Source organism: Micromonospora sp. NPDC005413, assembly GCF_040606435.1.
Lineage (GTDB): Bacteria > Actinomycetota > Actinomycetes > Mycobacteriales > Micromonosporaceae > Micromonospora.
In genome coordinates this window covers 224886-248258 of the sequence record NZ_JBEXEV010000004.1, presented here as the reverse complement: position 1 = coordinate 248258, position 23373 = coordinate 224886, and the positions used below count along the sequence as shown (strand labels likewise).

The following is a 23373-nucleotide window of genomic DNA, read 5'->3' as shown; positions in this document are numbered from 1 at the left end:
AGTGTCGAACGGCCGGCGGGCCGTTAGCTCGCCTCAGGCGGTCGACTCGTCGACGTCAGCAGGTCAACTTCACCTTGCGTCCGACCGCCAATACCGTAACTGCGCCGGACTGGTCTACGCGGAGCGCGGGTGATCCTTCACCAGTCGTACCCCGCCGACTCCTAGCTTAGATTTTACGGCATCTGTAAACGCCTGTACCTTTACCGAATCTCTTGTCAAAGGGCCCTCAATCACCGCGTCCACAATCTCGATAGACTGCCTGAATGACTTAAGTGCCGCCGAGTCGGACCACAACGTTTCACAGATCTTGTTGCAATAGCCTTCTACTTTATTGGCAGTAAGAGCCGGCACCTCTTTTCCGGCAACAATGTACTTGAATGCCATCAAAAGCTGATAGCGGGCAGGCTTGTAGTAAACGGGTAGCGAGCCATTCCGAAAGAAGAACTCCAGCTTGTAGTACGCGAAGGCAGACGTATAGTACGGATCTAGCTTGTGTTGCTCATTGAAGATGCTTCGGCCGACGGCGCTGCGCAGATCTGAATAGTAGCGGCTTGCTCGATGTGGCTCATCATTGAACATGGCAGCGAAGGCACGAATCTGTTGCGGCTTGGTGATGATCCGCACCTTCTCAATTCCGCTTACCGCATTGTATTGCTTCGAGCGTCGCTCGTAGTGCAGCTTCTTTTTGTCGGGATAGGACTCGAATAGCGCCTCTAGCCTCTTTTGGAAACTGCTCAAGGCGTAGAGATCTTCCGTTGTTACTTGAGTCTGGCGGTTAGTGGCGGTAATAACCGAGTTAATAATGTCGTCATCGGTCGTGGCAATCAGGCGCAAGGGCACATGCAGGTCGGACTTCAGGTTTCCGGACTCATCAAACAGCACATGACTGGTCTGACAACCGTTTACAATCTGATAGTCCGATACAACAAACTTGTTTCCGGTTGCACGCAGGCCCCTCGCTACAACAGTGACGCCGTTATTGAGAATTGGGAATCGTTGTTGTGCCCCGCCGTCTTGAAGAGTGGTACGAATCTCGTCGTTGACGGCACCGTAACCTTGGAAGTCGCGAATGTTGTCATAGAAAAGGGACTTTCTGATACCCCCGGCGTGGTCGGTGATCAACGGGAGAAATTCGCTCACCGGGAGGATGCCGAGGTATGCCTCGTCTACACCTTGAATATCAGGAAGGGTCACCTTGTTCGAGAAAGTAAACTCCGCCGTGACGCTGTTCTTACTACGCTGGTAGCTCTCGTGCAATTCGTTTGCGCCCATCGGGACGAACTCCACCTCACTGAAGAGCCCGGAATCGCGTAGTCTTTGCAGGCGTTTGCTTACCTTCCCAAGGATGTGCGCATCGTTGGCCCACGTTCCAGTGGTTACGTAGAACATGCGACATGTCGGCTTCTGCCGGCGGAACTTTATGCTGTAGCTATAAATGGCCGTCATAATCTCGTGAGCGGCGACTAATTCCGGCGACATAGCAAGCGAGGGAACTTCTTCGAAGAACTCCTCGACACCGTCAAGGAAGGTCATGATTTGCTCAGCGCTGAAGCCGCTGGTCGTCTTTGCTTGGGTGAAGATGAAGCCGACATCCAAGATGGGTGAGGCGCCAATCAAGTCGTTAGCTTCGTCGACGGATGTGGCAATAATTCCATTGACGATAATTGCGATACCGTCAATACCGAGATCGTCTTCTTCACCAATGACTACGTCCGCGATGTCAAACTCTTCGTCGTAGCAGTCTGATACGGCACAGAAGGATGCAAAGTGTTCGAACAGGTCGGACTCCGACATGTCGGGCAAAGACTGTTCCGCCTGGAACACATTGAGGTATGACTTAGTGATCCGGTCCATACCTGCCCCCTCTCACGTGGAATGTCAGCCTAACGGTCCAGCTACCCGATAGCCGGCACCCCGTGGCTCATGCATGTTCTCGCCGGTCGCGACGCTCCCGCATCTAGTCTTGAACGTCGGGCCCTAGCCCGGGAGGTCGAGCAAGGCCCCTACCCAAGGGTTTGTGTGGGCCATTCACGGGCCATCAGGGCAGGACATGGGAGGTCCCTCCAGGCCACTTGGTACCGCTCCGACCTGCGGCCGGAGGGAACGAACCGGGGATCTTGTACGGTTCCCAAGCTGACAGTGCGGGTTCGATTCCCGTCACCCGCTCCACCACGAAGGCCCTGGTCAGGATGCGAATCCGAGCCGGGGCCTTTGACGTTGTCGCGCTGCACACGTGGGGCGGGAGCGCGCTGTCACGTCATGGCCGACGGCGGAGGCGACTCCAGCCGACGGCACCAACGACCATGGCCAGACCGATGGCGCCCACTGCGTACATGGGCGGGCGCCAGCCATCGGACCGGAAGGCCTGAATCACGAGGTAGCCGATGAACAGAGCCTCAATTGTGATCATGACCAGGACCGCTGCTCGACTGTTGAAGATGGCACTCGAACGACGCGGTCCTGCTCGTTCCTGAGGCATGGCCGCGACGCTAACAGCGAAACGTCAGGCGTCTCTACCGGGCATTCGCCGGGATCCGTTACCAACCTGTTGGTGGCGTCGGAGGAGTTCCCGCAGTGCGCTGATCTCGGCGGCCAGTGCCGCCTGCCCTTGCTCGGTGATCCTGATCCAGGTCTTGGGTCTGCGGCCGTGGTAGCCCCTCTCGATCTGGATCAGGTCCGCCTCCTCCAGCACGGCGAGGTGTCGGGAGAGATTGCCGGCGGTGAGTTCGAGTGCGTCGCGGAGGTAGGCGACCTCTACCCGTTCGGCCTCCGCGGCGATGGTGAGGATGCCGAGCCGGTTGCGCTGGTGGACGGTGTCGCTGAGGCCGTTCGTCGGGTGTCCGCCGTTGCCAGGGCCGGCGGCCGAGGGGTTGGTGTCATTCTCACCGCTCACGCCGACCTCTTGCCCGTGGTGAGGAGGGCGACGGTGCCACCGACGAGCAGGATCGGTGCTGGCAGCAGGGCCGCCAGCAGGAAGCTGAAGCGGTTCAAGTCGCCCGGTTCAAAGTCCGTGGTGTGGAAGTAGACGTTTACGAGGACGACCGCGACGACGTAGCAGACGACCACGGCCGTCAGGCCGCGACTGCGTTCCAGTCGGGCCAGGACCACCAGACCTACCGCGATGACCAGATGCGGAAGCATGCCGCGATTGGAGATGCCCAACAGCGGTGTGGTCGCCCAACTGGTTCCGGTCGAAATCGCCGTCGCCGTGTTGAGCAGCAGGAATCGCAGCACGATCGGCAGCACGAGCCCGACCAGGGTGCCCACGATGCCCGCAATGACGTACGCCCGGGTCGCTGTCTGCACACCCATCCGCACACCATGCCACCGATACCACCAGAGGCTGAGCAGGTAGCCGCCGATGAGCGCCACCAGCCAGTACCAGCCAAGGGCTGCCGAGCGTTCAAGGAAATCCCCGCCGAGGCCGGTCAGAGCGGGATTTTCCTGCGTGGCACGCAAGGTTGGCGATTCGATCGACTCGACGTACAGGGGTGCGGCCATCGCCATGAGGAGACCGAACACCAGGAGCGGCAACCAGTAGGCGTGGCGGACGGCCCGGGTGCGCCGTCGGAGGGCGGCCACCGACGCAAGGAGTTCGCCCGGGGTGTCCTTGCGGTACGGCGCGGTGTTCGGTTGCTCCGACACGGTGACCTCCAGGCTGCGTCGAATGTTGCTGCACTACCAATAGGTTTGCATCGCAAATCATTCTGCGCAAGAGTTTCAGCGAGACGATGACAGCCGCCTGGATCGACCGCGGTTGTTCCTGCTGAGTCTCGGCACCGGCTAATGTCCGGCTCGGAGGTGGTCCGTGTTCACCGAAGCGTTTCCGATCGTGACGACACCCGACCTGCCACGACTGATCACGTTCTATCGAGATGTGGTCGGCTTCGAACTGACCTACCGGTTCCCCGACGACGGCGACCCGGAGTTCGTCGCACTGCGACTGGGCAACAGCGAACTCGGCCTGGCCGCCGACCCGGATGCCGGCGACCCTGCCCTCTCACGCCGTTGGGAGTTGTGTGTCTACGCCGACGACTGCGACGCGGCCGTGGACGCACTACGCGTGGGCGGCGCGATGGTCACCGAGGAGCCGGTCGACCAGCCGTGGGGTGAGCGGTCCGCCCGGGTCACGGACCCCGATGGCAATCGGGTGCTGGTGCTGTCACGGCTGTAGACGCGGCCGCCTCCGACGTTCACTTGGTCACCGTCGGGCCGCCACCGCTGCCACGATCGTCGAGCACGAGCGGAGCGCGACCGCGCACCTCGTACCGGATGTGGGTGACCTGCGGTGTGTGGAGGACGCGGGTCGGCGTCAGCTCGATTGCCTCCTTCTCGCCGAGGTCGAGGTCCGCGTCGAACAGCCGGAGACCGGTGCCGAGCACGACCGGTACGACGTGCAGCTCCAACTCGTCGAGCAGGCCGGCCTTGAGCACCTGCCGTACCAGGCTGCCGCCCCCGGCCACGGCGACGTTCTTGCCGCCGGCCACGGCGCGCGCCTGCTCGACGGCGCTGGCCACGCCATCGGTGACGTAGGTGAAGCTGGTGCCACCTCCGCGCAGCAGGGGCTGGCGCGGGCGGTTCGTGACGACGAAGACCGGCGCGCGGAACGGCGGCACCTCGCCCCAGGGGATTTCACCGCCGTCGGCCATCCGCCGGCCCATCACGTACGCGCCGGCCGCGCCGAAGGACTCGGCGACCACCTCGGAGTTGGTGTCCTGCTCCCCACCGGAGAAGCCCAGCCGTTCGCGCCATGCCATTGCTTCGGTCGCCCAGCGGGTGACCCGGAAGAATCCGGCGCTCTCGGCCGAGTCCCTCCAGTTGCCGTCGCCGCTGAACCGGGGGCCGGCGTAGAACCCGTCCATCGACACCGACAGTTGTGCAGTCACCTTCGTCATCTCGCCCTGGTCCTCTCATCGGGCGACACCCCGCCTGGGTGCCGCTCACCGATGGGTCGGAGCCGAACGGGAACCCCCTACCGGGAGAGGGTGTGACGCATGTCACCTTCTGGCTCGGCCAGGTACCACGTCCCGGTGCGCTCGGGATCGCGTAGCCAGCGCATGCGGGGCACCTCCTCCGGGCGGGGCCTCCAGTCCCGGTAGGGCGCGATGGTCAGCCGCCAGGCAATCACCGCGAAGACGTAGATGCCCGGGCCGACCAGCCAGAGCAGGGCATCGCGTCGTCGATAGGAGGCGTACGGCGCGAGCCACACGGTCGCCGCCACCGGCAGGGCGATCGCGCTGAAGTCGGCCATCGGCCCGCGGCCGAACCGGGTCTCGATCAGCTCACGGAGGATGAAGGAGGGAACGACCACCGCGAGCACCATCGCCGCCGCGAGGACCGTGCGCATCCGACGATCCAGGGGTACGCGGGGAGCGGTTGGATCGGTCGACATTCCCGCAGCGTACGGGCCGGCAGGCGCGGTGGATCTACGACTTACGGTCGACGATCGCCGCCTCGATCCGCAGACCGAGGCCGGTCAGGATGAGGAAGGCGGCAAGGATGTGCGGCTTGAGCCCGGCGTAGCCGGACGACAGGGTGAGCAGCGAGGTCATGAAGCCGGCCACCAGCGACACGGTGCCGAACGCTCGTACCGTGTCGACCCGCTGCGACCGTAGGTCCATGGCGGAACGGTAGCGAAAACTCGGCACCGGTGGTGCGCCCGGCTAGGCTGGCGATCATGCGAATTGGCATCGTGATCCTGCCGGACCAGCGTTGGGCGGAGTCGCAGCGCCGCTGGCGGCAGGTCGACGAGTGGGGCTTCGACCACGCCTGGACGTACGACCACCTGGGCTGGCGGGACCTGGTCGACGGCCCGTGGTTCGACTCGATGACCACGCTGACCGCCGCCGCCACGGTGACCTCCAGGATCAGGCTGGGCACGCTGGTGGCGTCGCCGAACTTCCGGCACCCGGCCGCGTTCGCCCGGCAGATCACCACGGTGGACGACGTCTCGGACGGCCGACTGCTACTCGGCCTGGGTGCGGGCGGCATCGGCTTCGACTCGGCGGTGCTGGGCGGCGACACGCTGCCGCCGCGCCAGCGTGTCGACCGGTTCGCCGAGTTCATCGAGTTGCTCGATCTGATCCTGCGGGAGGACGGCACCACCTGGCGCGGCGACTGGTTCGCCGCGGTGGACGCCCGCAACAACCCCGGCTGCGTGCAGCAGCCCCGGGTTCCGTTCGTGGTGGCCGCCAACGGGCCACGATCGATGCGACTGGTGGCCCGCTTCGGTCAGGGCTGGGTGACCACCGGCACCGGCGACGACAACGACCTGGAGGCCTGGTGGGACAGCGTGTCGGCGCTGTCCGCGCGGATGGACCGGACCCTGGACGAGGCGGGCCGTGATCCGTCCACCCTGGACCGCTACCTCTCGTTGGACGCGGCCCCGGTGTTCTCGCTCAGCAGCGCGCAGTTCTTCGCCGATCAGGTCGGCCGGGCCGCCGAGCTGGGCTTCACCGACGTGGTGACGCACTGGCCGCGCGCCAGCAGCTGGTATGCCGGCGACGAGGCCGTCCTGACGGACGTGGCAACCCGGCTGCTGCCGGGCCTGCGCGGCTGAGGCGGCGGCGCCAACGGCAGGCGGCCACCGTCGGAAAGCCCAGCCAACCGGATCAGGTGCCCAGGTCGCCGCTGGCCACGCCGCCCTCGCCGCCGGAGACCAGTCGCAGTCGGAGGCACACGATCGGGGTGTCGTCGTCGACGGGGGTGCCGAGCCGCGCCCAGTAGGCGGAGTGCCCGGCCCGCCACTCCTCGATCGAGCGGTCACCCTCACCTTCGGTGCGGGCGAAGTCCCACGACACGTCGGCGAAGCGGACCACCTCGACGCCGGTGATCTCCACGACGCCGGCCAGTGCATCGTCGTCGTCGACCAGGGCGAGCCGTTCGCCGACGTGTTCCAACTCCTCGCCCTCTTCCTCGTACTCGCCGAGCCGGCCGGCCGTCGCGGTCTTCACGCCGGCCAGCACCAGGGTGTTCAGGGTCGCCCGTAGCTCGCCGGGGGTGCCGAGGGCGAGGGCGCGCAGTTCGCCGATCCGAGGCCACATCCTGCCGAGGCTAGGCCAGCGCGGCCCGTACCGCCGCCGCAATTCGCCGGGCTCCGCTCAGATCAACTGGCCGGCATAGCCGGCGGCGGCGAGCAGCCGTTCGTCACCGGTGGCGGCGTGCGCGTCGAGCACCGCGTCGGCGAGCTTGACCACGTGCTCGTCGCCGTGCCGGGCCGCGCGGGCGAAGACCTCCGCCGGGGTCGCGGCGGCCACGGTCGGTGGCGCGATGCCGTTGGCTGGGGCGTACACCGAGGTCATGGCCGCCGTCGCGGACCAGGCGGCGGCGAGGCTCGGCGCCCAGAGCGCCCGATCAAGTGCCGGCAGGGTACGCAGCACCGCGGTCGGTGCGGTCACCGCGTGCACCAACATGACCGGCGCCGCGTGCCCGAAGCGCAGGTAGTCCAGCCCGGCCCGGTGCACCAACGTGGTGAGCCCGCGCCTCGCCTCGGCCGGGCTGCGCGCGGGGCGCAGCGCCGCGAGCGCCGGCTCCCATCGGGGTACGCCCGGTAGTTGGCCCAGCCGATCCCGAACGCCCCCGGTCTGGTCGTCGATCCGGGGCAGCCCGGCCAGCGCGACATCAACCTCGGTCCCGTCCGTGTTCGGCCCGTCCCACTCGTCGACGGTGCTGCCGTCGAGCAGCCGGGCGGCGCCGGGGACCGGCTGCCAGCGGGCCGCCCAGTAGCCGAGGGCCTGGCCCAACTCGGTGAGCCGCTGCGGGTTCACCTCGTCCGAGCCGAGCGCGCGTACGGCGTGCCCGACCCGGATCACACCGTGGGTGGCCCCGGCGGCGATGCCGGGCAGTAGCCGTGGCCACCAGGTGCCGAGCACGTCGCGCCACGGGCGTTCGCGCAGTTGTCGGTCGAAGTAGGCCAGCCAGTCACCGGCCCGCTTCGGATCGCCGAGCGCTCCCCGCCAGTCGTCGATCGGGTGTAACCCTCGGGGCAGCTCGTCGAGCCGGCCGAGGTAGTCGTCGAGCCAGCGGTGCACCCGCTGCTGGTGCCCGTGTCGGGCCAGCGCCTCGACGGCCATCGGCCCGTGGTTCGAGAGCCAGCCCTCGAATTCGGGGCCGGTGCGGTGCAGTCGCTCGTACGCCTCGTCGAGAATTTCGTCACTCATGCATCGATCGTCGGAGGTGAACCTCGGTTCAGGTCAAGTCGGCAGGTCTCTGGCGTTGATCAGGCCGGTGATCCGTAGGTCGGCCGCGACCTCGGGTGGGCAGTCGACGGCTACCACGGCGGTGCCCAGCACCTCGGCATCGCGTGCGGCGCAGATGTCGTAGAGGGCGTGCAGTTGCGCGCCGGTGCGCACCCAGTCGTCCACCACCAGCACCCGGTCGCCGGGGCCGAGGTGTCGGTCCCGTACGGCCAGGTCGACCTGCCGGCCCCGGTAGTCCGGCGGGCTCTGTGCCCAGGTGAGCGGCCCGGCCGGCAGCCTTCCGTCGCCCGGTTTGTGGGCGGCCACGAAGCCGACCCCGAGGGCGGTGGCGGCCAGCGGCCCGAGCAGCAGCCCGGTGACCGCTGGGGCGAGCACCACCGTCGGCCGGGCGGCCCGGTACGGCGCCACCAGGGCCGGTCCCAGCTCGGCCAGCACGGTCGGGTCCCGCCACCAACCGGAGATGTCGCTGACCAGGTGACTGGTGCCCGGGCCGGGGTCGATCCACTGGAACAGGGCGGCCAGACGGTCGGTCAGCTCAGCGGGCATCCGCCCATCCTGCGGCACGCGCGGTCGACGTGTCGGCAGCTGGGCCGGCCGGCCCACCCGGGATCGGATGATCGGCTACACGTACCAGTGCAAATACGGGCATAACACAATGATCACGTTGACTTCGGAAGTGCTTCTCTCGTTACGGTCCGACCCGGTTTGTTCAGTCGACGATAGGACCGAGCTGGTGGTTGGTAAGCACTCCCGTACCCGCATCTTCTCCTCTCCGGCGGGCATCGTGGCCACCGCGGCCGTCGGCGTCGCCCTCGTCGTCGGTGGCACGTTCGGTGCCGTGCAGCTGACCTCCGGCTCCGCCGAGTCGGGGCAGGCGACTCTCGAACTCACCCCGACCACCGCCGCCAGCAGCCTCGCCCCCAGCTCCCCGGTCGCCTCCCCGAGCGCCTCCGCGAGTGCCAGCGCCTCGCCGACCGTGACGGCCAGCCCGTCGGCCAGCCGGTCGCAGCAGGCCGCCTCCCGGGCCAAGGCCCGCACCGCGTCGCCGAAGCCGAGCCCGACCGCGAAGAAGACCACAGCGGCACCGAAGGTGCTGGACAGCGGCTCGTGCGGCGCCTCGTTCTACTCCGAGGGGCAGCTCACCGCCAACGGCGAGTCGTTCAACCCGAGCGCGCTGACCGCCGCGCACAAGACGCTTCCGTTCAACACGAAGGTCCGGGTGACCAACCCGGCCAACGGCAAGTCGGTCGTGGTGCGGATCAACGACCGCGGCCCGTTCATCGACGGGCGCTGCCTGGACCTGTCCCGGGCCGCGTTCGCCACCATCGCCTCGGTCGACGTGGGCGCGCTCAACGTCCGGTACGAGGTCCTCGGCTGACCGGGGCGGGTGACGCCGATTCGGCCGGTCAACCGGGCCGGCCGGACAGAACCTCCTCGGACGACGGGTCAGGTTCATTCACCGGTTCACGCGGATCAGGCAAACTGTCCCTCGTATCCACGCGACTCCTCCAGCCGGGCCATCGCCCGCTGAGCCCCGGATCCCGCGCCGGCCTCGGCGCGGCCATCGTTCTGCTCGCGATCGTGTCGGCGGTCGAGGCTGCGGACGGCCGCCCGGCGCACTACCTCGCGCTCCTGGCGGCCGTACCATTCCTGGCCGCCGCTCTGGCGTCCTGGCTGGTGGTGCTCGGGGTGGGCGTCGCGGCGACCCTGATCGGGGTCGGCTTCGCCCTGGTCGAGCCGAAGATGTCGCTGGTCACCTCGGTCAACGTGGTCGCGGTCGCGCTCGCCACCGGGTTGGCGGTCGCGGTGGCGTGGGTCCGGCAGCGGCAGGCGGAGCGGATCGTCGAGCTGACCAAGCTCGCCTCGGTGGCCCAGCAGGCGGTGCTGCGTCCGCTCGGGCCGCAGGTCGGGACGCTCGCGGTCGCGGGTCGCTACATCTCCTCCACGGCGACGGCTGAGATCGGCGGTGACCTGTACGAGGCGATCGACACGCCCTACGGCGTACGCATGATCATCGGTGATGTGCGTGGCAAGGGTCTGGACGCGGTCCGGCTGGCCAGCATCGTCCTCGGCTCCTACCGGCATGTGGCGTACGAGCGGGCCGACCTGCGCGCCGTCGTCGCCGACCTGGACCGTGCGGTGGCCCGCAATGTCGGCGACGAGGACTTCGTGACCGCGGCTCTGGTGGAGGAGCGCGGCGGGACGCTCACCATCGTCAACTGCGGGCATCCGCCGCCGCTGCTGCTGCGCCGAGGTGCGGTGATCCCGTTGGAGCCGCCGGCACCGGCGCCCCCGCTCGGGTTCATGCCGGTGGTTCGCCCCCGCGTCGAACGCCTGGAGCCCGGCGACCGGCTGCTGCTGTTCACCGACGGCCTCGGCGAGGCCCGGCGGGACGGCGAGTTCTTCCCCACCGCCGATCGGGCCTGGCGGCTGCTCGGCCACGGTACGGTCGCCGACGGGTTGGCCTCGCTGGAGACGGCCCTGGTCGAGTGGGTGCACGGCCGGCTCGACGACGACATCGCGCTGGTCCTGATGGAGTACGTCGGCGCCCGTACCGGCGCGGCGGCGGCCGTCCCGAGCTGGGAGGTCGGCGCGGCCGAGAGCTGATCCCGGCCCCGCAGCACGCCAGGTGTGTAATCGCTGTCACTTGGGCGATCCGCTTGTCGGTGGCTACCGGCGAGTAATAGGGTGGGGGTTACTGATCGGTAACACCTGTCCGGAAGCGGGGCCAGTGAGCATGACCCACTACAAGAGCAACCTGCGGGACCTTGAGTTCAACCTGTTCGAGGTCTTCGGGGCGGACCAGGCGTTCGGCCAGGAACCGTACTCGGAACTAGACGTCGACACCGCCCGCAGCTTCCTCGTCGAGCTCGACCGCCTCGCTCGCGAGGACCTGGCCTCCAGCTACACGGACGGTGACCGCAACCCGCCGGTGTTCGACCCGGTCACGCACACCGCGCCGCTGCCGGCGTCGTTCAAGAAGTCCTACCAGGCATTCATGGACTCTGAGTTCTGGCGCCTGGACCTGCCGCCGCACCTGGGCGGCACCACCGCGCCGCGTGCCCTCTGGTGGGCCCTCGCCGAGCTGGTGCTCGGCTCGAACGCCCCCATCTGGATGTACGCCTCCGGCCCGTCCTTCGCGCACGTGCTGGAGGTCGAGGGCACCGAGCGGCAGAAGCGGTGGGCCAAGCTCTTCATCGACAAGCAGTGGGGCTCCACCATGGTGCTCACCGAGCCGGACGCCGGCTCGGACGTCGGCGCCGGCCGCGCCCGCGCCATCCAGCAACCGGACGGCTCGTGGCACATCGAGGGCGTGAAGCGCTTCATCACCTCCGGTGAGCACGACCTCAGCGACAACATCGTGCACTACGTGCTGGCGCGCCCGGTGGGCGTGGAGGGCGTCGGTGGCCCCGGCACCAAGGGCCTGTCGCTCTTCGTGGTGCCGAAGTTCCACTTCGACGAGACCACCGGCGAGCTGGGCGAGCGCAACGGCGTCTACACCACCAACGTCGAGCACAAGATGGGCCTGAAGGTCTCCAACACCTGTGAGCTGACCTTCGGCGAGCACGGCGTACCGGCCACGGGCTGGCTGCTGGGCGAGAAGCACGACGGCATCCGGCAGATGTTCATGATCATCGAGTACGCCCGGATGCTGGTCGGCACCAAGGCGATCGCGACTCTGTCCACCGGCTACCTCAACGCCCTGGAGTACGCGAAGAACCGGGTGCAGGGCGCCGACCTGGTCCAGCAGACGGACAAGACCGCGCCGCGGGTCACCATCACCCACCACCCGGACGTGCGCCGCTCGCTGCTGCTGCAGAAGTCGTACGCCGAGGGTCTTCGTGCCCTGGTTCTCTACACCGCCACCTGGCAGGACAAGGTCGCCATCGCCGAGGCCGCCGGTGACGAGAAGGCCACCAAGCTGGCCAAGCGGGTCAACGACCTGCTGCTGCCGCTGGTCAAGGGCGTCGGCTCGGAGCGAGCGTACGAGATGCTCGGGCACGAGGCCCTGCAGACCTTCGGCGGCTCCGGGTTCCTCCAGGACTACCCGCTGGAGCAGTACGTCCGCGACGCCAAGATCGACACCCTGTACGAGGGCACCACCGCCATCCAGAGCCTGGACCTGATCTTCCGCAAGATCGTCCGGGACAACGGCAAGGCCCTGATGGCGGTCGCCGGCGAGATTCAGGAGTTCATCTCCTCCGAGGCGGGCAACGGCCAGCTCAAGGAGGAGCGGCAGGCGCTCGGCAAGGCACTCGCCGAGGTCCAGAACATCCTCGGTGTCATGACCGGCTGGCTGGGCGAGGCGCAGGGTGGCGAGACCCGCGCGCTCTACAAGGTCGGGCTGAGCAGCCGGCGCTTCCTGCTGGCGATCGGCGACCTGGTGGTCGGTTGGCTGCTCCAGAAGCAGGCCGACGTCGCGCTCAAGGCACTGACCGGCGAGGTCTCCGCCGCCGACAAGGCGTTCTACACCGGCAAGGTGGCCGCCGCCCGGTTCTTCGCCCGCGAGGTCCTGCCCCGCATCGGCGCCGACCGGCGGATCATCGAGGGCACCGACCTCGACATCATGGACCTCCCGGAGGAGGCCTTCTGACCGTGCCACGGCACGACTGACGGTTCCGGGTCGCACCGCCCGGCACCGACACCGACGGCCGGTGGGGCTACGAGCCCCGCCGGCCGTCGCCGTCTCCGGGTGGACGCCCATCCCCGAAACGGGTCGGCCGACCCCGGCGGCCTCGTTCTTCCCCTTTGCTCTGCTTCAACCGAGGCAACAGTCAGGGCGCAGAACCGTTGCGTGGGTTGAAGCAGAGCAAAGGGGGCGGAGGGGTGGTCAGCCTCCTGGCACCGGAGGCGTCGGGCTGCGCGGGCTGGCACGTATTGGGCGAGCCCGGTCGGGTATGCCGGAGGCGTGGCGGGTAACCGTCGCGTGACCTCGAAAGGGAACGCCCAGAGCCACCGCACGGGGGAGTGCAGCGCACATGGGTGTAGGAAGCGGCATTTTTCTCATCGCGATCGGCGCGATCCTGACCTTCGCGCTGAGAGCCAACGTCTGGTGGATCGACGTGCGAGCGGTCGGCTGGGTGTTCATCCTGGCCGGGCTGGCCGTACTGCTGACCACGCTCTGGTTCTGGCAGGACCGGCGCAAGCGGGCCCGGACCCTCATCGTGGAGGAGAACCGGCTGTCTCACCCGACGGCGATGATGCCGCCGCCGCCAGACCCGCCGCCACCAACCGCGCCGCCGTCCTGAGCCGCGCACGACGTGAGCGCGTACCCCTGAGCCACCCGTCGTTGGATCGGCGGGTGGCTCAGTCGCGTGCGGTGTGCCGTGCCGTGATCGGCGCTCCCGCGCGACCCAGCTCTGCCCAGCCGAGCGGGCCACGGTGCACCACCAGTTCGGCGGTGCGCAACCCCTCCTCGTCTGCCCCCTCCGGATCGAGGAGCGCGGAGAGCAGGGATATGCCCGGATTGTGCGCAATCAGTAGCGCCGTGCGGGCCGCCGGGTCGACCGTGCGGACCAGCGCCAACAACTCCTCGGGGTGGGCGTCGTACGCGCCGGGCTCGTAGCGGACGGTCGGGCGGGGACCGCTCGGACCACCCTCCGGCGGCGAACCGGTCATCCCCATCGCGACCCCGTGCCAGGTCTGCCGGGCACGTCTGGCCGTTGAGCAGATCACCACGTCGGGCAGTAACCCCTGGTGCGCCAGCCAGGCCCCGGCCGCTGCGGCGTCAGCATCCCCGCGCCCACTGAGCGGCCGGTCGGCATCGTCCGCCGCGTCGCTGCCCTGCTCGGCCTTCGCGTGCCGTAGCAACACCAGTGTCCGTGTCTCAGGGGCGGCGTCCGTCATGCCCTCAGCTTGCCCGATTGGCGATCTCCGTGCCGGGGTAAGTCGATGGGTGCCGCACCCCTACCGACGGCCGCGGCGCGCCGTACGCCAGGTTAGAGCCGAGGAGCGAGACATGGGCATTGGTGGCAGCATTTTCTTGATCGCGCTGGGCGCGATCCTCGCATTCGCCGTGGAGGCCGACCTGGGCTGGTTGAACCTGGCCGTCGTCGGCTGGGTGCTGATGCTGGCCGGCGTCGCCGGCCTGATCGCCACTCTCTACTTCTGGAACAGCCGCCGCCGCACGGTGGTCGCCGCTCCGGTACGCGAGGAGCGCGTGGTGGCGGACCGGGTGGTGCCGGTCCAGGACGACCGGGTCGTCCAGGAGTACCGCGAGGTGCGTCGGCCGGGCCGGCAGGTCTGATCCTCGCTCGCATACTCCGGGGTCCCGCAGCGTCGCGGGGCCCCGGCTCGCATGTGCCCCTCGCGCTCGTGCCCCGCCCGCTGGCTCAGGCGAACAGCGCGAGGTAGATCGCGATGTGGTGGCAGAGCGCGGCCAGCAGCGTGCAGGCGTGGAAGAACTCGTGATGACCGAAGACGGTCGGCCACGGGTTGGGCCGACGCAGCGCGTAGAAGATCGCGCCGACGCTGTAGATCGCGCCGCCAACGATCAGCAGCACCAGCGCCGTGACGCCGCCGCCGTGCAGGATGTCCGGCAGCATGGCCACCGCCACCCAGCCGAGCGCAAGGTAGAGCGGCGCGGAAACCCAGCGTGGCGCGTGCGGCCAGACCAACTTGAGCGCCACGCCGGCCAGCGCTCCACCCCAGACCAGAGCCAGCATCACGGTGGCCGGTCGAGGTTCGAGCAGCATGACGCACAACGGCGTGTACGTGCCGGCGATGAACACGAAGATCATCGAGTGATCCATCCGGCGCATGATCTGGTAGCCGCGCTCGGACCACACGCGACGGTGGTACAGCGCGCTGGTGCCGAAGAGTCCGCAGACGGTCAGGCTGTAGATGACGCAGCTCACCAGCGGCGCCCACCCCGGTCGGGTGGCGGCGATCGAGCAGAGCACGATGCCGCTGACCAAGGCGACGAAGAAGGCGTACGTGTGCAGCCAGCCGCGCATCCGGGGCTTACCGATGTCGACCGGCTTCAGTCGAAGCGGGGCGGAGGTGGTCACGTCATTAGGTTACGGCACCGTAGGTTACTTGCAAGTAGTCGTACTGGTGACGCCAGGCACCGTCGCCGTGAACACCGCATCGACACGACATCGGCGAGGATGAGCGGATGCGGATCCGACCCGTCGGGGCGCACGCCCTGCTGCTCGACTGTGCCGTCCCCGACGCCGCCCTGGTCGAGGCGTGGCGGGCCGAGCTGTGGCGGCGCCGCGAGCAGGGCGAGCTGATCGCCGTCGAGATCGTGCCGGCGGCCAGCACCGTCCTGCTCGACGGCCTGCCCGACCCGACCGCCACGGCCACCCTTCTCCGACGCTGGGCACCAACGGTCTCGACGGCCGCCAGCGCCAGCGACCGTCCCTGTGACGGCAGTGACGAATGCGGTGGCGACGGTCACGGTGGCATGGGCCGGGCGGTCGGTACGGAGGTGGTCGTCCCGGTCGACTTCGACGGACCGGACCTGCCGGCGGTCGCCGAGCACTGGGGCGTGGATGTACCAGCCGTGCTGCGGCGGCTGACCGACACCCCGTTCCGGGTCGCGTTCTGCGGCTTCGCCCCCGGGTTCCCCTACCTGACCGGGCTGCCCGCCGAGCTGGCGCTGCCCCGGCTGGCCACACCCCGCCCCCGGGTGCCGGCCGGCTCGGTCGCCCTGGCCGGCCCGTACGCCGGCATCTACCCGAGCGCGTCCCCCGGCGGCTGGCTGCTGGTCGGCCGGACCGATCTGGTCCTCTTCGACGTGCACGCCGACCCGCCGGCCCGCCTCGGTCCGGGCACCTCGGTGCGGATGGCGGCAGCGTGATCCACCCGGCCATGATCGAGGTGCTCCGCGCCGGCGCGCTCACCACCGTGCAGGATCTGGGTCGCCCCGGCTGGGCGCACCTGGGCGTACCCCGGTCCGGCGCCCTCGACCCGGCGGCTCTGCGGCTGGCCAACCGGCTGGTCGGCAACCCGGAGCACGCCGCCGCCCTGGAGATCACCCTGACCGGCTGCACCCTGCGGCTGACCCGGGCCACCACGGTGGCGGTCACCGGCGCCGAGGTGACCGTCCACGCCGGCGATCGGCCCGGCGACACCGGGCGCCCGCTCACCGTGCCGGCCGGGACGGTGCTGCGGATCGGCCCCGCCCGACAGGGCGTACGGAGCTGGGTGGCCGTGGCGGGCGGCATCCACGTGTCACCGGTGCTCGGCAGTCGCGCCACCGACACCCTCTCCGGGCTCGGCCCGCCTCCGCTGCGCGACGGCGACCGGCTGCCGCTCGGTGAGCCGCTCGGCGCACCCGCACCGGTGGACCTGACCGTCTGCTCCGCGCCCCCGCCGGAGGTGCACCTGATGCTGCGCCCGGGCCCTCGCGACGACTGGTTCACCCCGGCCGCACTCGACCGGCTGTTCGGGACCGCGTACACCGTCAGCCCGGTGAGCAACCGGGTCGGCGCGCGCCTTGCCGGTGCGGCGCTGCCCCGCGCGGTCGCCGGCGAGCTTCCCAGCGAGGGCATCGTGCTCGGCGCGGTGCAGGTGCCGGCGGACGGACAACCCCTGATCTTCCTCGCGGACCATCCGACCACCGGCGGATACCCCGTCATCGGGGTGGTCACCGACGTGACCCCGCTCGCGCAGGCCCGGCCAGGGACTACCGTCAGATTCCATGGACCTCAACGCTGACCTGGGCGAGGGATTCGGCATCTGGCGACTCGGCGACGACGAGGCGCTGCTGAGCCTCGTCACCTCCGCCAACGTCGCCTGTGGCTTCCACGGCGGCGACCCGTCCACCATGCGGCGGGTCTGTGAGGGCGCGGCGCAGCGCGGGGTCGCGGTGGGCGCGCAGGTCGGCTACCGGGATCTCGCCGGCTTCGGTCGGCGGCGCATCGCGTACGACTTCGCCGAGCTACGCGACGAGGTGACCTACCAGTTGGGGGCGCTGAACGCGTTCTGCCGGCTGTTCGGCACCCGGGTCCGCTACCTCAAGCCGCACGGCGCGCTCTACCACGCGGCCAGCACCGACGAATCCCAAGCGGCGGCGGTGGTCGCCGCGGTCACCGGCTACGACCCCGAGCTGCCGATACTCTGTCTGCCCGGCTCGACGCTCGCTCAACTGGCCGTCGGCGCGGGCCTGCCGGTCGTCGCCGAGGCCTTCGCCGACCGCGCGTACCTGCCCAACGGGGCGCTGGTGCCACGCGGCACTCCCGGCGCGGTGATCACCGATCCGGAAGAGGTGGCCGAACGGGCGGTGCGGATGGCCACCGAACGCAGCGTGGTGGCGGTGGACGGCACCGTCATCCCCTGTTCGGTCGACTCGATCTGCCTGCACGGCGACACCCCCGGCGCGGTGTCCGCCGCCGAACTCGTCCGCGCCACCCTGATCGACGCCGACATCCCCCTGGCCCCGTTCGCCTGACCGGTGGGGTCCCCTGTCGCGCAGGGGCCCCCACCGGACGGTCAGGCGTCCAGGCCGCGCAGCACGAGCGGCAGCCGGGTCACGGCACCGTCGACCACCCGGACCGGTACGCCCCAGTCCTGCCGGGTCAGGTGGCACGCCGCGTGCTCGACGTCCGCGTCGCAGGTCGCCGCCTGGGCGGTCACCTGGAGCACCCCAGCGGTGATCTCGCTGTTGAGCACCAGCCGGCGGGACAGCTCGGTGCCCGTGCCGGCACCATCCACCAGCAGCTCCGGCGGGGACGCCGAGACCACCAACCGGGTCGATGGCCCGTACGTCTCGTCCAGCTTCTGCCCCGGCGCGGGAGTGAAGACGATGTCCAGGGTGACCTCACCGGCCGCGACGTCGGTCGGCTTGCGCTCGGTGCGGTGCCGCGGCCCGTCCACCGTGCTGGCACCTGCCGCCGACAGGGCGCCCGGGGCGAGCCGGGTCAACCGGTGCGCGGCGGACTCCACCACCAGCACCTCACCGGCCGGGGTGAGCACCAGATCGCTGGGCTCCGCCAACCCGTCGGCGACGGTGGAGACCTGGTTGCTGACCGGGTCGAACCGGCGCACGGCGCCGTTGTACGTGTCCGCGATCAGCACCGAGCCGTCCGGCAGCGCGCACACGCCCAGCGGGTGCTGCAGCAGCGCCGACTCCGCCGGACCGTCCACGTGCCCGAAGTCGAACAGGCCCTGCCCGACGGCGGTGCCCAGCACACCGTTCTCGACGTACCGGACGGAGCTGGTCTCGCTGTCGGCGACCCAGAGCCGGGTGCCGTCGGCGGAGACGGAAAGCCCTGACGGCTGCGCCATCCACGCCTCGGTCAGCGGACCGTCGCGCAGCGCCTCGACCGTGGTGCCGGCGTACATGCCGGCGGTCCGCTTGATCGGGTCGAACCACCAGAGCTGGTGGATGCCGGCCATCGCGATGATCAGCTTGTCGTCGTACCAGGCCAGGTCCCACGGGGAGGAGAGGTCCACGGCGAGCGCGTCATGGGCGTGGTCGTCAACCGTGGCTCGCCACTGCCGCCCACTGCCGGCCACGGTGACCACCTCGCCGGACTCCAGCCGTACGCCGCGCAGCAGGTGGTTGACCGTGTCGGCCACCACCAGGTCGTAGCCGGCGACCTCGGCGACGTGCGTGGGCAGCAGGCACACCCCCTGCGGCTCGGAGAACGTCGCCGCGGCGCCCGGCCCGTCGGCCCGACCCCGCTCGCCCGAGCCGATCCGGCGCACCGGCGTCTCACCGTCCGGAGCGACCTCGACCAGGGAGTGCCGGGCCGAGTCCGAGACCAGGAGATTGCCGTTCGGCAGCAGCACCGCCTTACCCGGGAAGCGCAGGGCGGTCTCCGGTGCCGGCGGCGGGACGTACGGGCCGTCACCCCGGTGCAGGGTGCCCTTGGCCTCGTGGGTGGTGATCAGCTCGTCGATCAGCCGGGCCAGCCCTTCGGCGTGCCCCTCGCCGGCCATGGTGGCCACCACGTAACCCTCGGGGTCGATCACCGACAGGGTCGGCCAGGCCCGGGCCGCGTACTGCTGCCACATGTCCATCTCGGGATCGTCGAGTACGGGGTGGTGCACCCCGTACCGCTCGACGGCGGCGGCGAGCGCGTCGGCGTCCTTCTCGTGCTCGAACTTCGGCGAGTGCACACCGATCACGACGAGCACGTCGCCGTACTTCTCCTCCAGCGGACGCAGCTCATCGAGCACGTGCAGGCAGTTGATGCAGCAGAACGTCCAGAAATCCGCCAAGACGATCTTGCCGCGAAGGTCCTGCAAGCTCAGGTTCCGGCCGCCGGTATTGAGCCACTGCCGGCCCCGAAGCTCTGGTGCACGCACACGTGCTGTCGTTCCCATGCCTGTCAGCCTGCCACGCCCCGTAGGCCCGATCGCCGCGACCTGGACCACAGACGATCGAAGGGCTCTGGCCTGTGCGGTGCGTCGCGGCGATCGGTGGCAGCTCAGCGGTGCGGTGCTCGGCGTGTCGGGTTGCTCAGCTGCCAACGATCAAAGGGCTAGCGCACCTATCTCGCTGATCTCGGTTTCAAGGGTGGGACAGGCCCAAACCGCTCTGCCGGAGCGCACCACCGCTGCCAGGGGGTGACTTGATGGATGGTGGGGGCAGGGCGGCCAGTTGGTGGGGCGGCCCAGTGACCACAGCGCCTCCACCGCCCAGTCCTGGACCTGGTCGGCGAGCGCGACGACCTGGGTGACGGCTGGTTGGCCAAGGTCGATCGAGATGCCCTGGCCGGAACCGTCGGAAGCGTAGAGAAAGGCGCTGGCGGTCTGTGGGTCGTCCCGCCATGGTTCATCCCGAAGGTCGGGCTGCACCCCGCCAGGCTTTCCGAGATCGGACAAGAGCGGCTCCAGCGCCGCCGCCAGCTCGCGTTCCACAACCGGATTGTGCCCGAGATCCTGAGACTCGTAAGGACCCCGGCACGACGACGGCGGGGTCACGGTTGCCCGTGACCCCGCCGTCGGTGGAGCTACTTCGTGGCCGGCTTGAGGCAGAGCACCCGGTTGGTGCCGTCACCCGGCAGCACCACGTGGGGCTGCGTCGTGTCGGTGCACTTCTCCTTGGCGTTCACCTTCGAGACGATCGTGAAAGCGTCCGCCTCGCCGCAGTTCGCCGCCGAGGCGCCACCCTGGCCGGACTGCTTCACGCAGGTGCCGACCGCCGGGTCGAAGGTCGGCGCGTCGTTTCCGCCGACCTTGCCGAGCAGCAACAGCAGGCCGAGCGGCACCGCCAGGATGAGCACCGCGGCGATCAGCACCGCGGCCAGCACCCGGCCGTTGCGTACCTTCGGCGTCGGTGGCTCGGCCTTCGGCTCCTCGGCGTCCGGCTTGAACGCGTCGAACCGGCCATGGTCCGACTGGCTGGGCTCCTGGCCCCAGGCCGGTGCGGGCTGCTGCGCTGGCGGGAAGGAGGGCGGGAAGCCACCGCCCGGCGCCGACTCGGTTGCCGGTCCGGCACCGAAACCCGGCCCGCCGAAACTCGGGCTGCCCCCGAAGGCTGACGTCCCGTTCACCGCGGCGGTGCCGGAAGCCGGCGACCCGGGGCCGCCGAACTGGTCGGCCGGCCGCTCGGCACCGGCGTGCGGTCGAACGCCGTTCACGGGCCGGTTGTTGCCCGGGGTGTCGACGAAGGACGGCACACCGGGCGGGAACGCCGGCGGTGCCGACGGGGCCTCGTTGAACACGTTCGGTGCGGGCTGCCGGTCGTCGAAGCGCGGCTCGGCAGCGGACTCGCCGCCCCAGCCGGGGCCAACCTGCCGCTGCGAGTCGTTCTGCCAGTCGGGTGCGACCTGGCGCTGCGAGTCGTTCTGCCACTCCGGTGCGCCCTGACGCTCGGCAACCGGGTCGACCTGGAACGCCTCCGGTTCGGGCTCGTTCTCCGGCTCGGGTCGAGCCGGACGGCCGTACACCCGGGGTTGTGGCGTGGGCGTGCCAGCCGGCCGGATGGCCTGGTCGGTCGGGGGCATTACCCGGCTGGCCAACGGCACGGAAGCGCTCGCCGTGGCCCGGGCAGCCGACTCGGCCTCCGACAGCGGCACGACCGCGCGGCCCGCCCCGGACTCCGGAGAGGTACGCGGGGTAGGTACCACCGCGCCACTCGCGGGAGCGTCCTCGGCGTGGCCCCAACCGGCCGGCTCCGCCTCGTACTGCGCGGCGGCGTCCGGGGTCTCCCGCTCGGCGTACGCGGGCTGCTCGGGGATCGGGGCGAACTGGGCATGGGGCGTGTAGTCGGCCGGCGGGGCGGCGGCCAGGCTGGCGCCCGGCACACGCTGCTCCTGCGGAGGCAGCGGCACCGCGTTTGCCGGCGAGATGCCTGGCGCGGGTGCGGGCTGGTAGGCCGGGACGTCGTCGCTCCGGTCCGCCTCCCAGCCACCGCGGGACTGGGCGGAAGCTTCCGCTTCGGCGCGACCCCACACCTCGCCGGGTGCCCACGGCTGGACCTCCGGGACGCTGGAGTTGCCCTGCGCCGCGTTGTCCGGGTTGGCAGCCCAGCCGGGCGCACCGTCGTTGCCGGGCACGCTGGCGCTGGCGCGGGCGGGAAGGCCGCTCTGTTCCGCCGGGGTCCACCCCGCCGGCTCCGGCTGCTCGGTCGGCTGGTCCTGCGGCGAGAGCACCCAGTCCGGTTGCTGCGGACGGGCCTCGGCACCGCCCCAGGCGGCCGGCTGGGCGGCCTGGTCCTGCCGCACGTCGCCGCCGTCGTTCCATCCTGCGGGCTGCGCCTGCTGCTGTGCGGCCCACCCGCCGGAGCGGGACGAGTCGTCCTGCGCGGGCCAGTTCGTCGTCGGTGCCGGCACCTGGGCCGCGCCACGGGCAGCGGCCGGCTGGGCGGCCTGCCCCCACCCGGGGGCGGGCTGCTCGGTCGGTTCGGCGGGCTGGCCCCAGGTCGGCGGCGACTGCTCTGCCGGTGTCCACACCGGCTGGTCGTCGCGTGCGGGGGTAGCGGCGGGCCAGCCGCCGTTGCCGGACGCGGCGTCCTGCTGAGCGCCGCCGGACCAGCCGGCGGCCTGCGGCGGCTCGGGCTGCTGCGACTCGGCCCCGCGCCAGTCACCGGCGGGCGGGTTGGCCTGTGCCGTGCCGGCCCAGCCTCCTGCGCGGGCCGGGTCTTCCTGAGCGGGCCAGGCGGCGGTGGCCGGAGGCACCTGCGCGGCGCCCCGGACGGCCGGCTGGGCCTGCACCCAGTCGGGCTGCTCAGCGGCGTTCGGGGTCCAGGTGGGTGCGGGTGCATTCTGCTCGCCCGGCGTCCAGCTCTGCTGCTGTGCGGCCCAGGGGTCAGGCTGCGCCTGGGCCGGCGCGCCATCGTTGCCGGGCCATGTGCCGGGCTGCTGCTGTTGCGGCGGCTCGCTCGCGCCACCGCCGGCGGCCCAGGCGGGCTGCGCCGGGTCGCTGGACTGCGGGGCAGCGGCACCCCAGGCGGGCTGCGCTGGGTTGCCGGGCTGCGGGGCGGCGGCGGCGCCCCAGGCGGGGGCGGGTGGCTGCTCGGACTGGCTCGCCCATGCCGGCGTCGACGGGTTCGACCGCGTCGGCGGCGGGGGCGCCCAGCCCAGGTCGGGGCCGGCGGGGTTGTTGCCGTTGTCCGGCTGCGCCGGGCGGTCGCCGTACGGCGCCGGTCCGCCAGCGCCCGGTGACACCTCGTCCGGCTCCTGGCCGGTGCGGTGCGGGCCCTCGGACGTCATGGGTGCGCCTCCTCCATCACATGTCGGCTCGCCGGTGCCGATCGGTCTCCTCGGCATGGCTGCCGGCGTCACCGGCGTACCGCTGTGCCGGCTCCCCGCACGGTATCGGGTGGTGGCACAGCGCGTCCAAGGAGCACCGGTCGTCACTCCCCGTGGCTGGCCGGTGTCGAGCAGCTTCTATTGGCTCGGCCTCTGCCGGGTCGGCGGGCGGCGACCGAAGCCCACCGTACCGGGCGCTGCGGCAGGGCGGAATCCCGGTGGCGGGTGCGCGGAAACGCCAACGGCCCACCCGGTGGGCCGGGCGGGCCATCGATCTGGAGGAGGTGAGGAATGTCGTGGAGCGTCAGCTCATGTGACGCTGGGCGATGACGAGGAGTTCCTCGCGAACTGCCGGCGAGTTCGCCGAGCGCAGCGCGTGCTCGATGGCACGGGCGCGGCGGTTGGCGTCGCGGTGGTTGCGGATTCGCTCGATCATGCTCATTGGTGGGTCCCCCTAGCTATTCGGTTGTCATCCCCTGATGCGTCTATTCAACCGCAGAACCCGGGTAACTTCCATCGATTATTAG

Annotated in this window: 25 protein-coding genes; 10 read left to right on the top strand and 15 right to left on the bottom strand. The window is 70.1% G+C overall.

Features of this window, described 5'->3' with window-relative positions; genetic code table 11:
- Nucleotides 1-114 precede the first annotated feature (114 nt).
- From ABZS37_RS08660 to ABZS37_RS08650, 3 genes are all read right to left on the bottom strand, one after another.
- Nucleotides 115-1854 carry an AIPR family protein gene (locus ABZS37_RS08660; RefSeq protein ID WP_355166928.1) on the bottom strand — a complete coding sequence of 580 codons (1740 nt, stop codon included), beginning with the start codon at nt 1852-1854 and terminating at the stop codon, nt 115-117.
- A gap of 649 nt (nt 1855-2503) precedes the next feature.
- On the bottom strand, nt 2504-2893 hold the full coding sequence (locus ABZS37_RS08655; RefSeq protein WP_355166926.1) for a transcriptional regulator: 390 nt from the start codon (nt 2891-2893) through the stop codon (nt 2504-2506).
- Nucleotides 2890-3645, bottom strand: coding sequence for a hypothetical protein (locus tag ABZS37_RS08650; protein ID WP_355166924.1), 756 nt, complete (start codon nt 3643-3645; stop codon nt 2890-2892). Before ABZS37_RS08650 ends, ABZS37_RS08655 begins: the two co-directional genes overlap by 4 nt.
- Before the next feature lie 187 nt (nt 3646-3832).
- Between ABZS37_RS08650 and ABZS37_RS08645 the strand changes: the two genes are divergently transcribed.
- On the top strand, nt 3833-4174 hold the full coding sequence (locus ABZS37_RS08645; RefSeq protein WP_355166922.1) for a VOC family protein: 342 nt from the start codon (nt 3833-3835) through the stop codon (nt 4172-4174).
- Nucleotides 4175-4193: 19 nt separating this feature from the next.
- On the opposite strand, the gene ABZS37_RS08640 is transcribed toward ABZS37_RS08645, so the two are convergent.
- From ABZS37_RS08640 to ABZS37_RS08630, 3 genes are all read right to left on the bottom strand, one after another.
- Nucleotides 4194-4895: a dihydrofolate reductase family protein gene (locus ABZS37_RS08640; RefSeq protein ID WP_355166920.1), complete on the bottom strand. Its 702-nt coding sequence runs from the start codon at nt 4893-4895 to the stop codon at nt 4194-4196.
- Between the two features lie 77 nt (nt 4896-4972).
- A complete protein-coding gene (locus ABZS37_RS08635; protein ID WP_355166918.1) occupies nt 4973-5392 on the bottom strand; it encodes a hypothetical protein in 420 nt (139 codons plus the stop codon).
- Nucleotides 5393-5426: 34 nt separating this feature from the next.
- Nucleotides 5427-5621, bottom strand: coding sequence for a hypothetical protein (locus tag ABZS37_RS08630; protein ID WP_355166916.1), 195 nt, complete (start codon nt 5619-5621; stop codon nt 5427-5429).
- Nucleotides 5622-5677: 56 nt separating this feature from the next.
- Between ABZS37_RS08630 and ABZS37_RS08625 the strand changes: the two genes are divergently transcribed.
- The gene (locus ABZS37_RS08625) at nt 5678-6559 is read left to right on the top strand and encodes an LLM class flavin-dependent oxidoreductase (RefSeq protein WP_355166914.1); all 882 of its coding nucleotides are present in this window, start codon (nt 5678-5680) and stop codon (nt 6557-6559) included.
- Between the two features lie 52 nt (nt 6560-6611).
- Here ABZS37_RS08625 and ABZS37_RS08620 read toward each other — a convergent pair whose 3' ends face one another.
- Genes ABZS37_RS08620 through ABZS37_RS08610 form a run of 3 tightly spaced genes read right to left on the bottom strand, consistent with a single transcriptional unit; the run spans nt 6612 to nt 8744 of the window.
- The gene (locus ABZS37_RS08620; protein WP_355166912.1) at nt 6612-7043 is read right to left on the bottom strand and encodes an ASCH domain-containing protein; all 432 of its coding nucleotides are present in this window, start codon (nt 7041-7043) and stop codon (nt 6612-6614) included.
- 57 nt (nt 7044-7100) lie between these two features.
- Entirely contained in the window at nt 7101-8159 is a 1059-nt protein-coding gene (locus ABZS37_RS08615) for a hypothetical protein (protein WP_355166910.1), read from the bottom strand.
- 33 nt (nt 8160-8192) lie between these two features.
- On the bottom strand, nt 8193-8744 hold the full coding sequence (locus tag ABZS37_RS08610) for a phosphoribosyltransferase family protein (RefSeq protein ID WP_355166908.1): 552 nt from the start codon (nt 8742-8744) through the stop codon (nt 8193-8195).
- Nucleotides 8745-8931: 187 nt separating this feature from the next.
- Between ABZS37_RS08610 and ABZS37_RS08605 the strand changes: the two genes are divergently transcribed.
- From ABZS37_RS08605 to ABZS37_RS08590, 4 genes are all read left to right on the top strand, one after another.
- Nucleotides 8932-9576, top strand: a complete 645-nt coding sequence (locus ABZS37_RS08605) for a septal ring lytic transglycosylase RlpA family protein (protein ID WP_355166906.1) — start codon at nt 8932-8934, stop codon at nt 9574-9576.
- Between the two features lie 104 nt (nt 9577-9680).
- Nucleotides 9681-10805, top strand: a complete 1125-nt coding sequence (locus ABZS37_RS08600; RefSeq protein ID WP_355167092.1) for a PP2C family protein-serine/threonine phosphatase — start codon at nt 9681-9683, stop codon at nt 10803-10805.
- 130 nt (nt 10806-10935) lie between these two features.
- Nucleotides 10936-12792: an acyl-CoA dehydrogenase gene (locus ABZS37_RS08595; RefSeq protein WP_355167090.1), complete on the top strand. Its 1857-nt coding sequence runs from the start codon at nt 10936-10938 to the stop codon at nt 12790-12792.
- A 385-nt stretch (nt 12793-13177) separates the two neighbouring features.
- Nucleotides 13178-13447, top strand: a complete 270-nt coding sequence (locus ABZS37_RS08590) for a DUF6458 family protein (RefSeq protein ID WP_030332052.1) — start codon at nt 13178-13180, stop codon at nt 13445-13447.
- Nucleotides 13448-13505: 58 nt separating this feature from the next.
- Here ABZS37_RS08590 and ABZS37_RS08585 read toward each other — a convergent pair whose 3' ends face one another.
- Nucleotides 13506-14045, bottom strand: a complete 540-nt coding sequence (locus ABZS37_RS08585; RefSeq protein WP_355166904.1) for a histidine phosphatase family protein — start codon at nt 14043-14045, stop codon at nt 13506-13508.
- A 112-nt stretch (nt 14046-14157) separates the two neighbouring features.
- Between ABZS37_RS08585 and ABZS37_RS08580 the strand changes: the two genes are divergently transcribed.
- Entirely contained in the window at nt 14158-14445 is a 288-nt protein-coding gene (locus ABZS37_RS08580) for a DUF6458 family protein (RefSeq protein ID WP_355166902.1), read from the top strand.
- Between the two features lie 85 nt (nt 14446-14530).
- On the opposite strand, the gene ABZS37_RS08575 is transcribed toward ABZS37_RS08580, so the two are convergent.
- Nucleotides 14531-15208 (bottom strand): hemolysin III family protein, encoded by a 678-nt coding sequence (locus tag ABZS37_RS08575; protein WP_354992895.1) that lies wholly within the window; start codon nt 15206-15208, stop codon nt 14531-14533.
- Between the two features lie 107 nt (nt 15209-15315).
- Here ABZS37_RS08575 and ABZS37_RS08570 point away from each other — a divergent pair, with 107 nt between their 5' ends.
- Genes ABZS37_RS08570 through ABZS37_RS08560 form a run of 3 tightly spaced genes read left to right on the top strand, consistent with a single transcriptional unit; the run spans nt 15316 to nt 17595 of the window.
- Nucleotides 15316-16002, top strand: coding sequence for an allophanate hydrolase subunit 1 (locus tag ABZS37_RS08570; protein WP_355166900.1), 687 nt, complete (start codon nt 15316-15318; stop codon nt 16000-16002).
- An 11-nt stretch (nt 16003-16013) separates the two neighbouring features.
- Entirely contained in the window at nt 16014-16862 is an 849-nt protein-coding gene (locus ABZS37_RS08565; protein WP_355167088.1) for a biotin-dependent carboxyltransferase family protein, read from the top strand.
- A complete protein-coding gene (locus tag ABZS37_RS08560) occupies nt 16846-17595 on the top strand; it encodes a 5-oxoprolinase subunit PxpA (RefSeq protein ID WP_355166898.1) in 750 nt (249 codons plus the stop codon). Before ABZS37_RS08565 ends, ABZS37_RS08560 begins: the two co-directional genes overlap by 17 nt.
- Before the next feature lie 41 nt (nt 17596-17636).
- On the opposite strand, the gene ABZS37_RS08555 is transcribed toward ABZS37_RS08560, so the two are convergent.
- From ABZS37_RS08555 to ABZS37_RS08540, 4 genes are all read right to left on the bottom strand, one after another.
- A complete protein-coding gene (locus ABZS37_RS08555; protein WP_355166896.1) occupies nt 17637-19475 on the bottom strand; it encodes an NHL domain-containing thioredoxin family protein in 1839 nt (612 codons plus the stop codon).
- 150 nt (nt 19476-19625) lie between these two features.
- A complete protein-coding gene (locus ABZS37_RS08550) occupies nt 19626-20012 on the bottom strand; it encodes a hypothetical protein (RefSeq protein ID WP_355166894.1) in 387 nt (128 codons plus the stop codon).
- 92 nt (nt 20013-20104) lie between these two features.
- On the bottom strand, nt 20105-22807 hold the full coding sequence (locus ABZS37_RS08545; RefSeq protein ID WP_355166892.1) for a hypothetical protein: 2703 nt from the start codon (nt 22805-22807) through the stop codon (nt 20105-20107).
- A 343-nt stretch (nt 22808-23150) separates the two neighbouring features.
- Entirely contained in the window at nt 23151-23288 is a 138-nt protein-coding gene (locus ABZS37_RS08540; RefSeq protein ID WP_007454215.1) for a hypothetical protein, read from the bottom strand.
- Between the last annotated feature and the right edge of the window lie 85 nt (nt 23289-23373).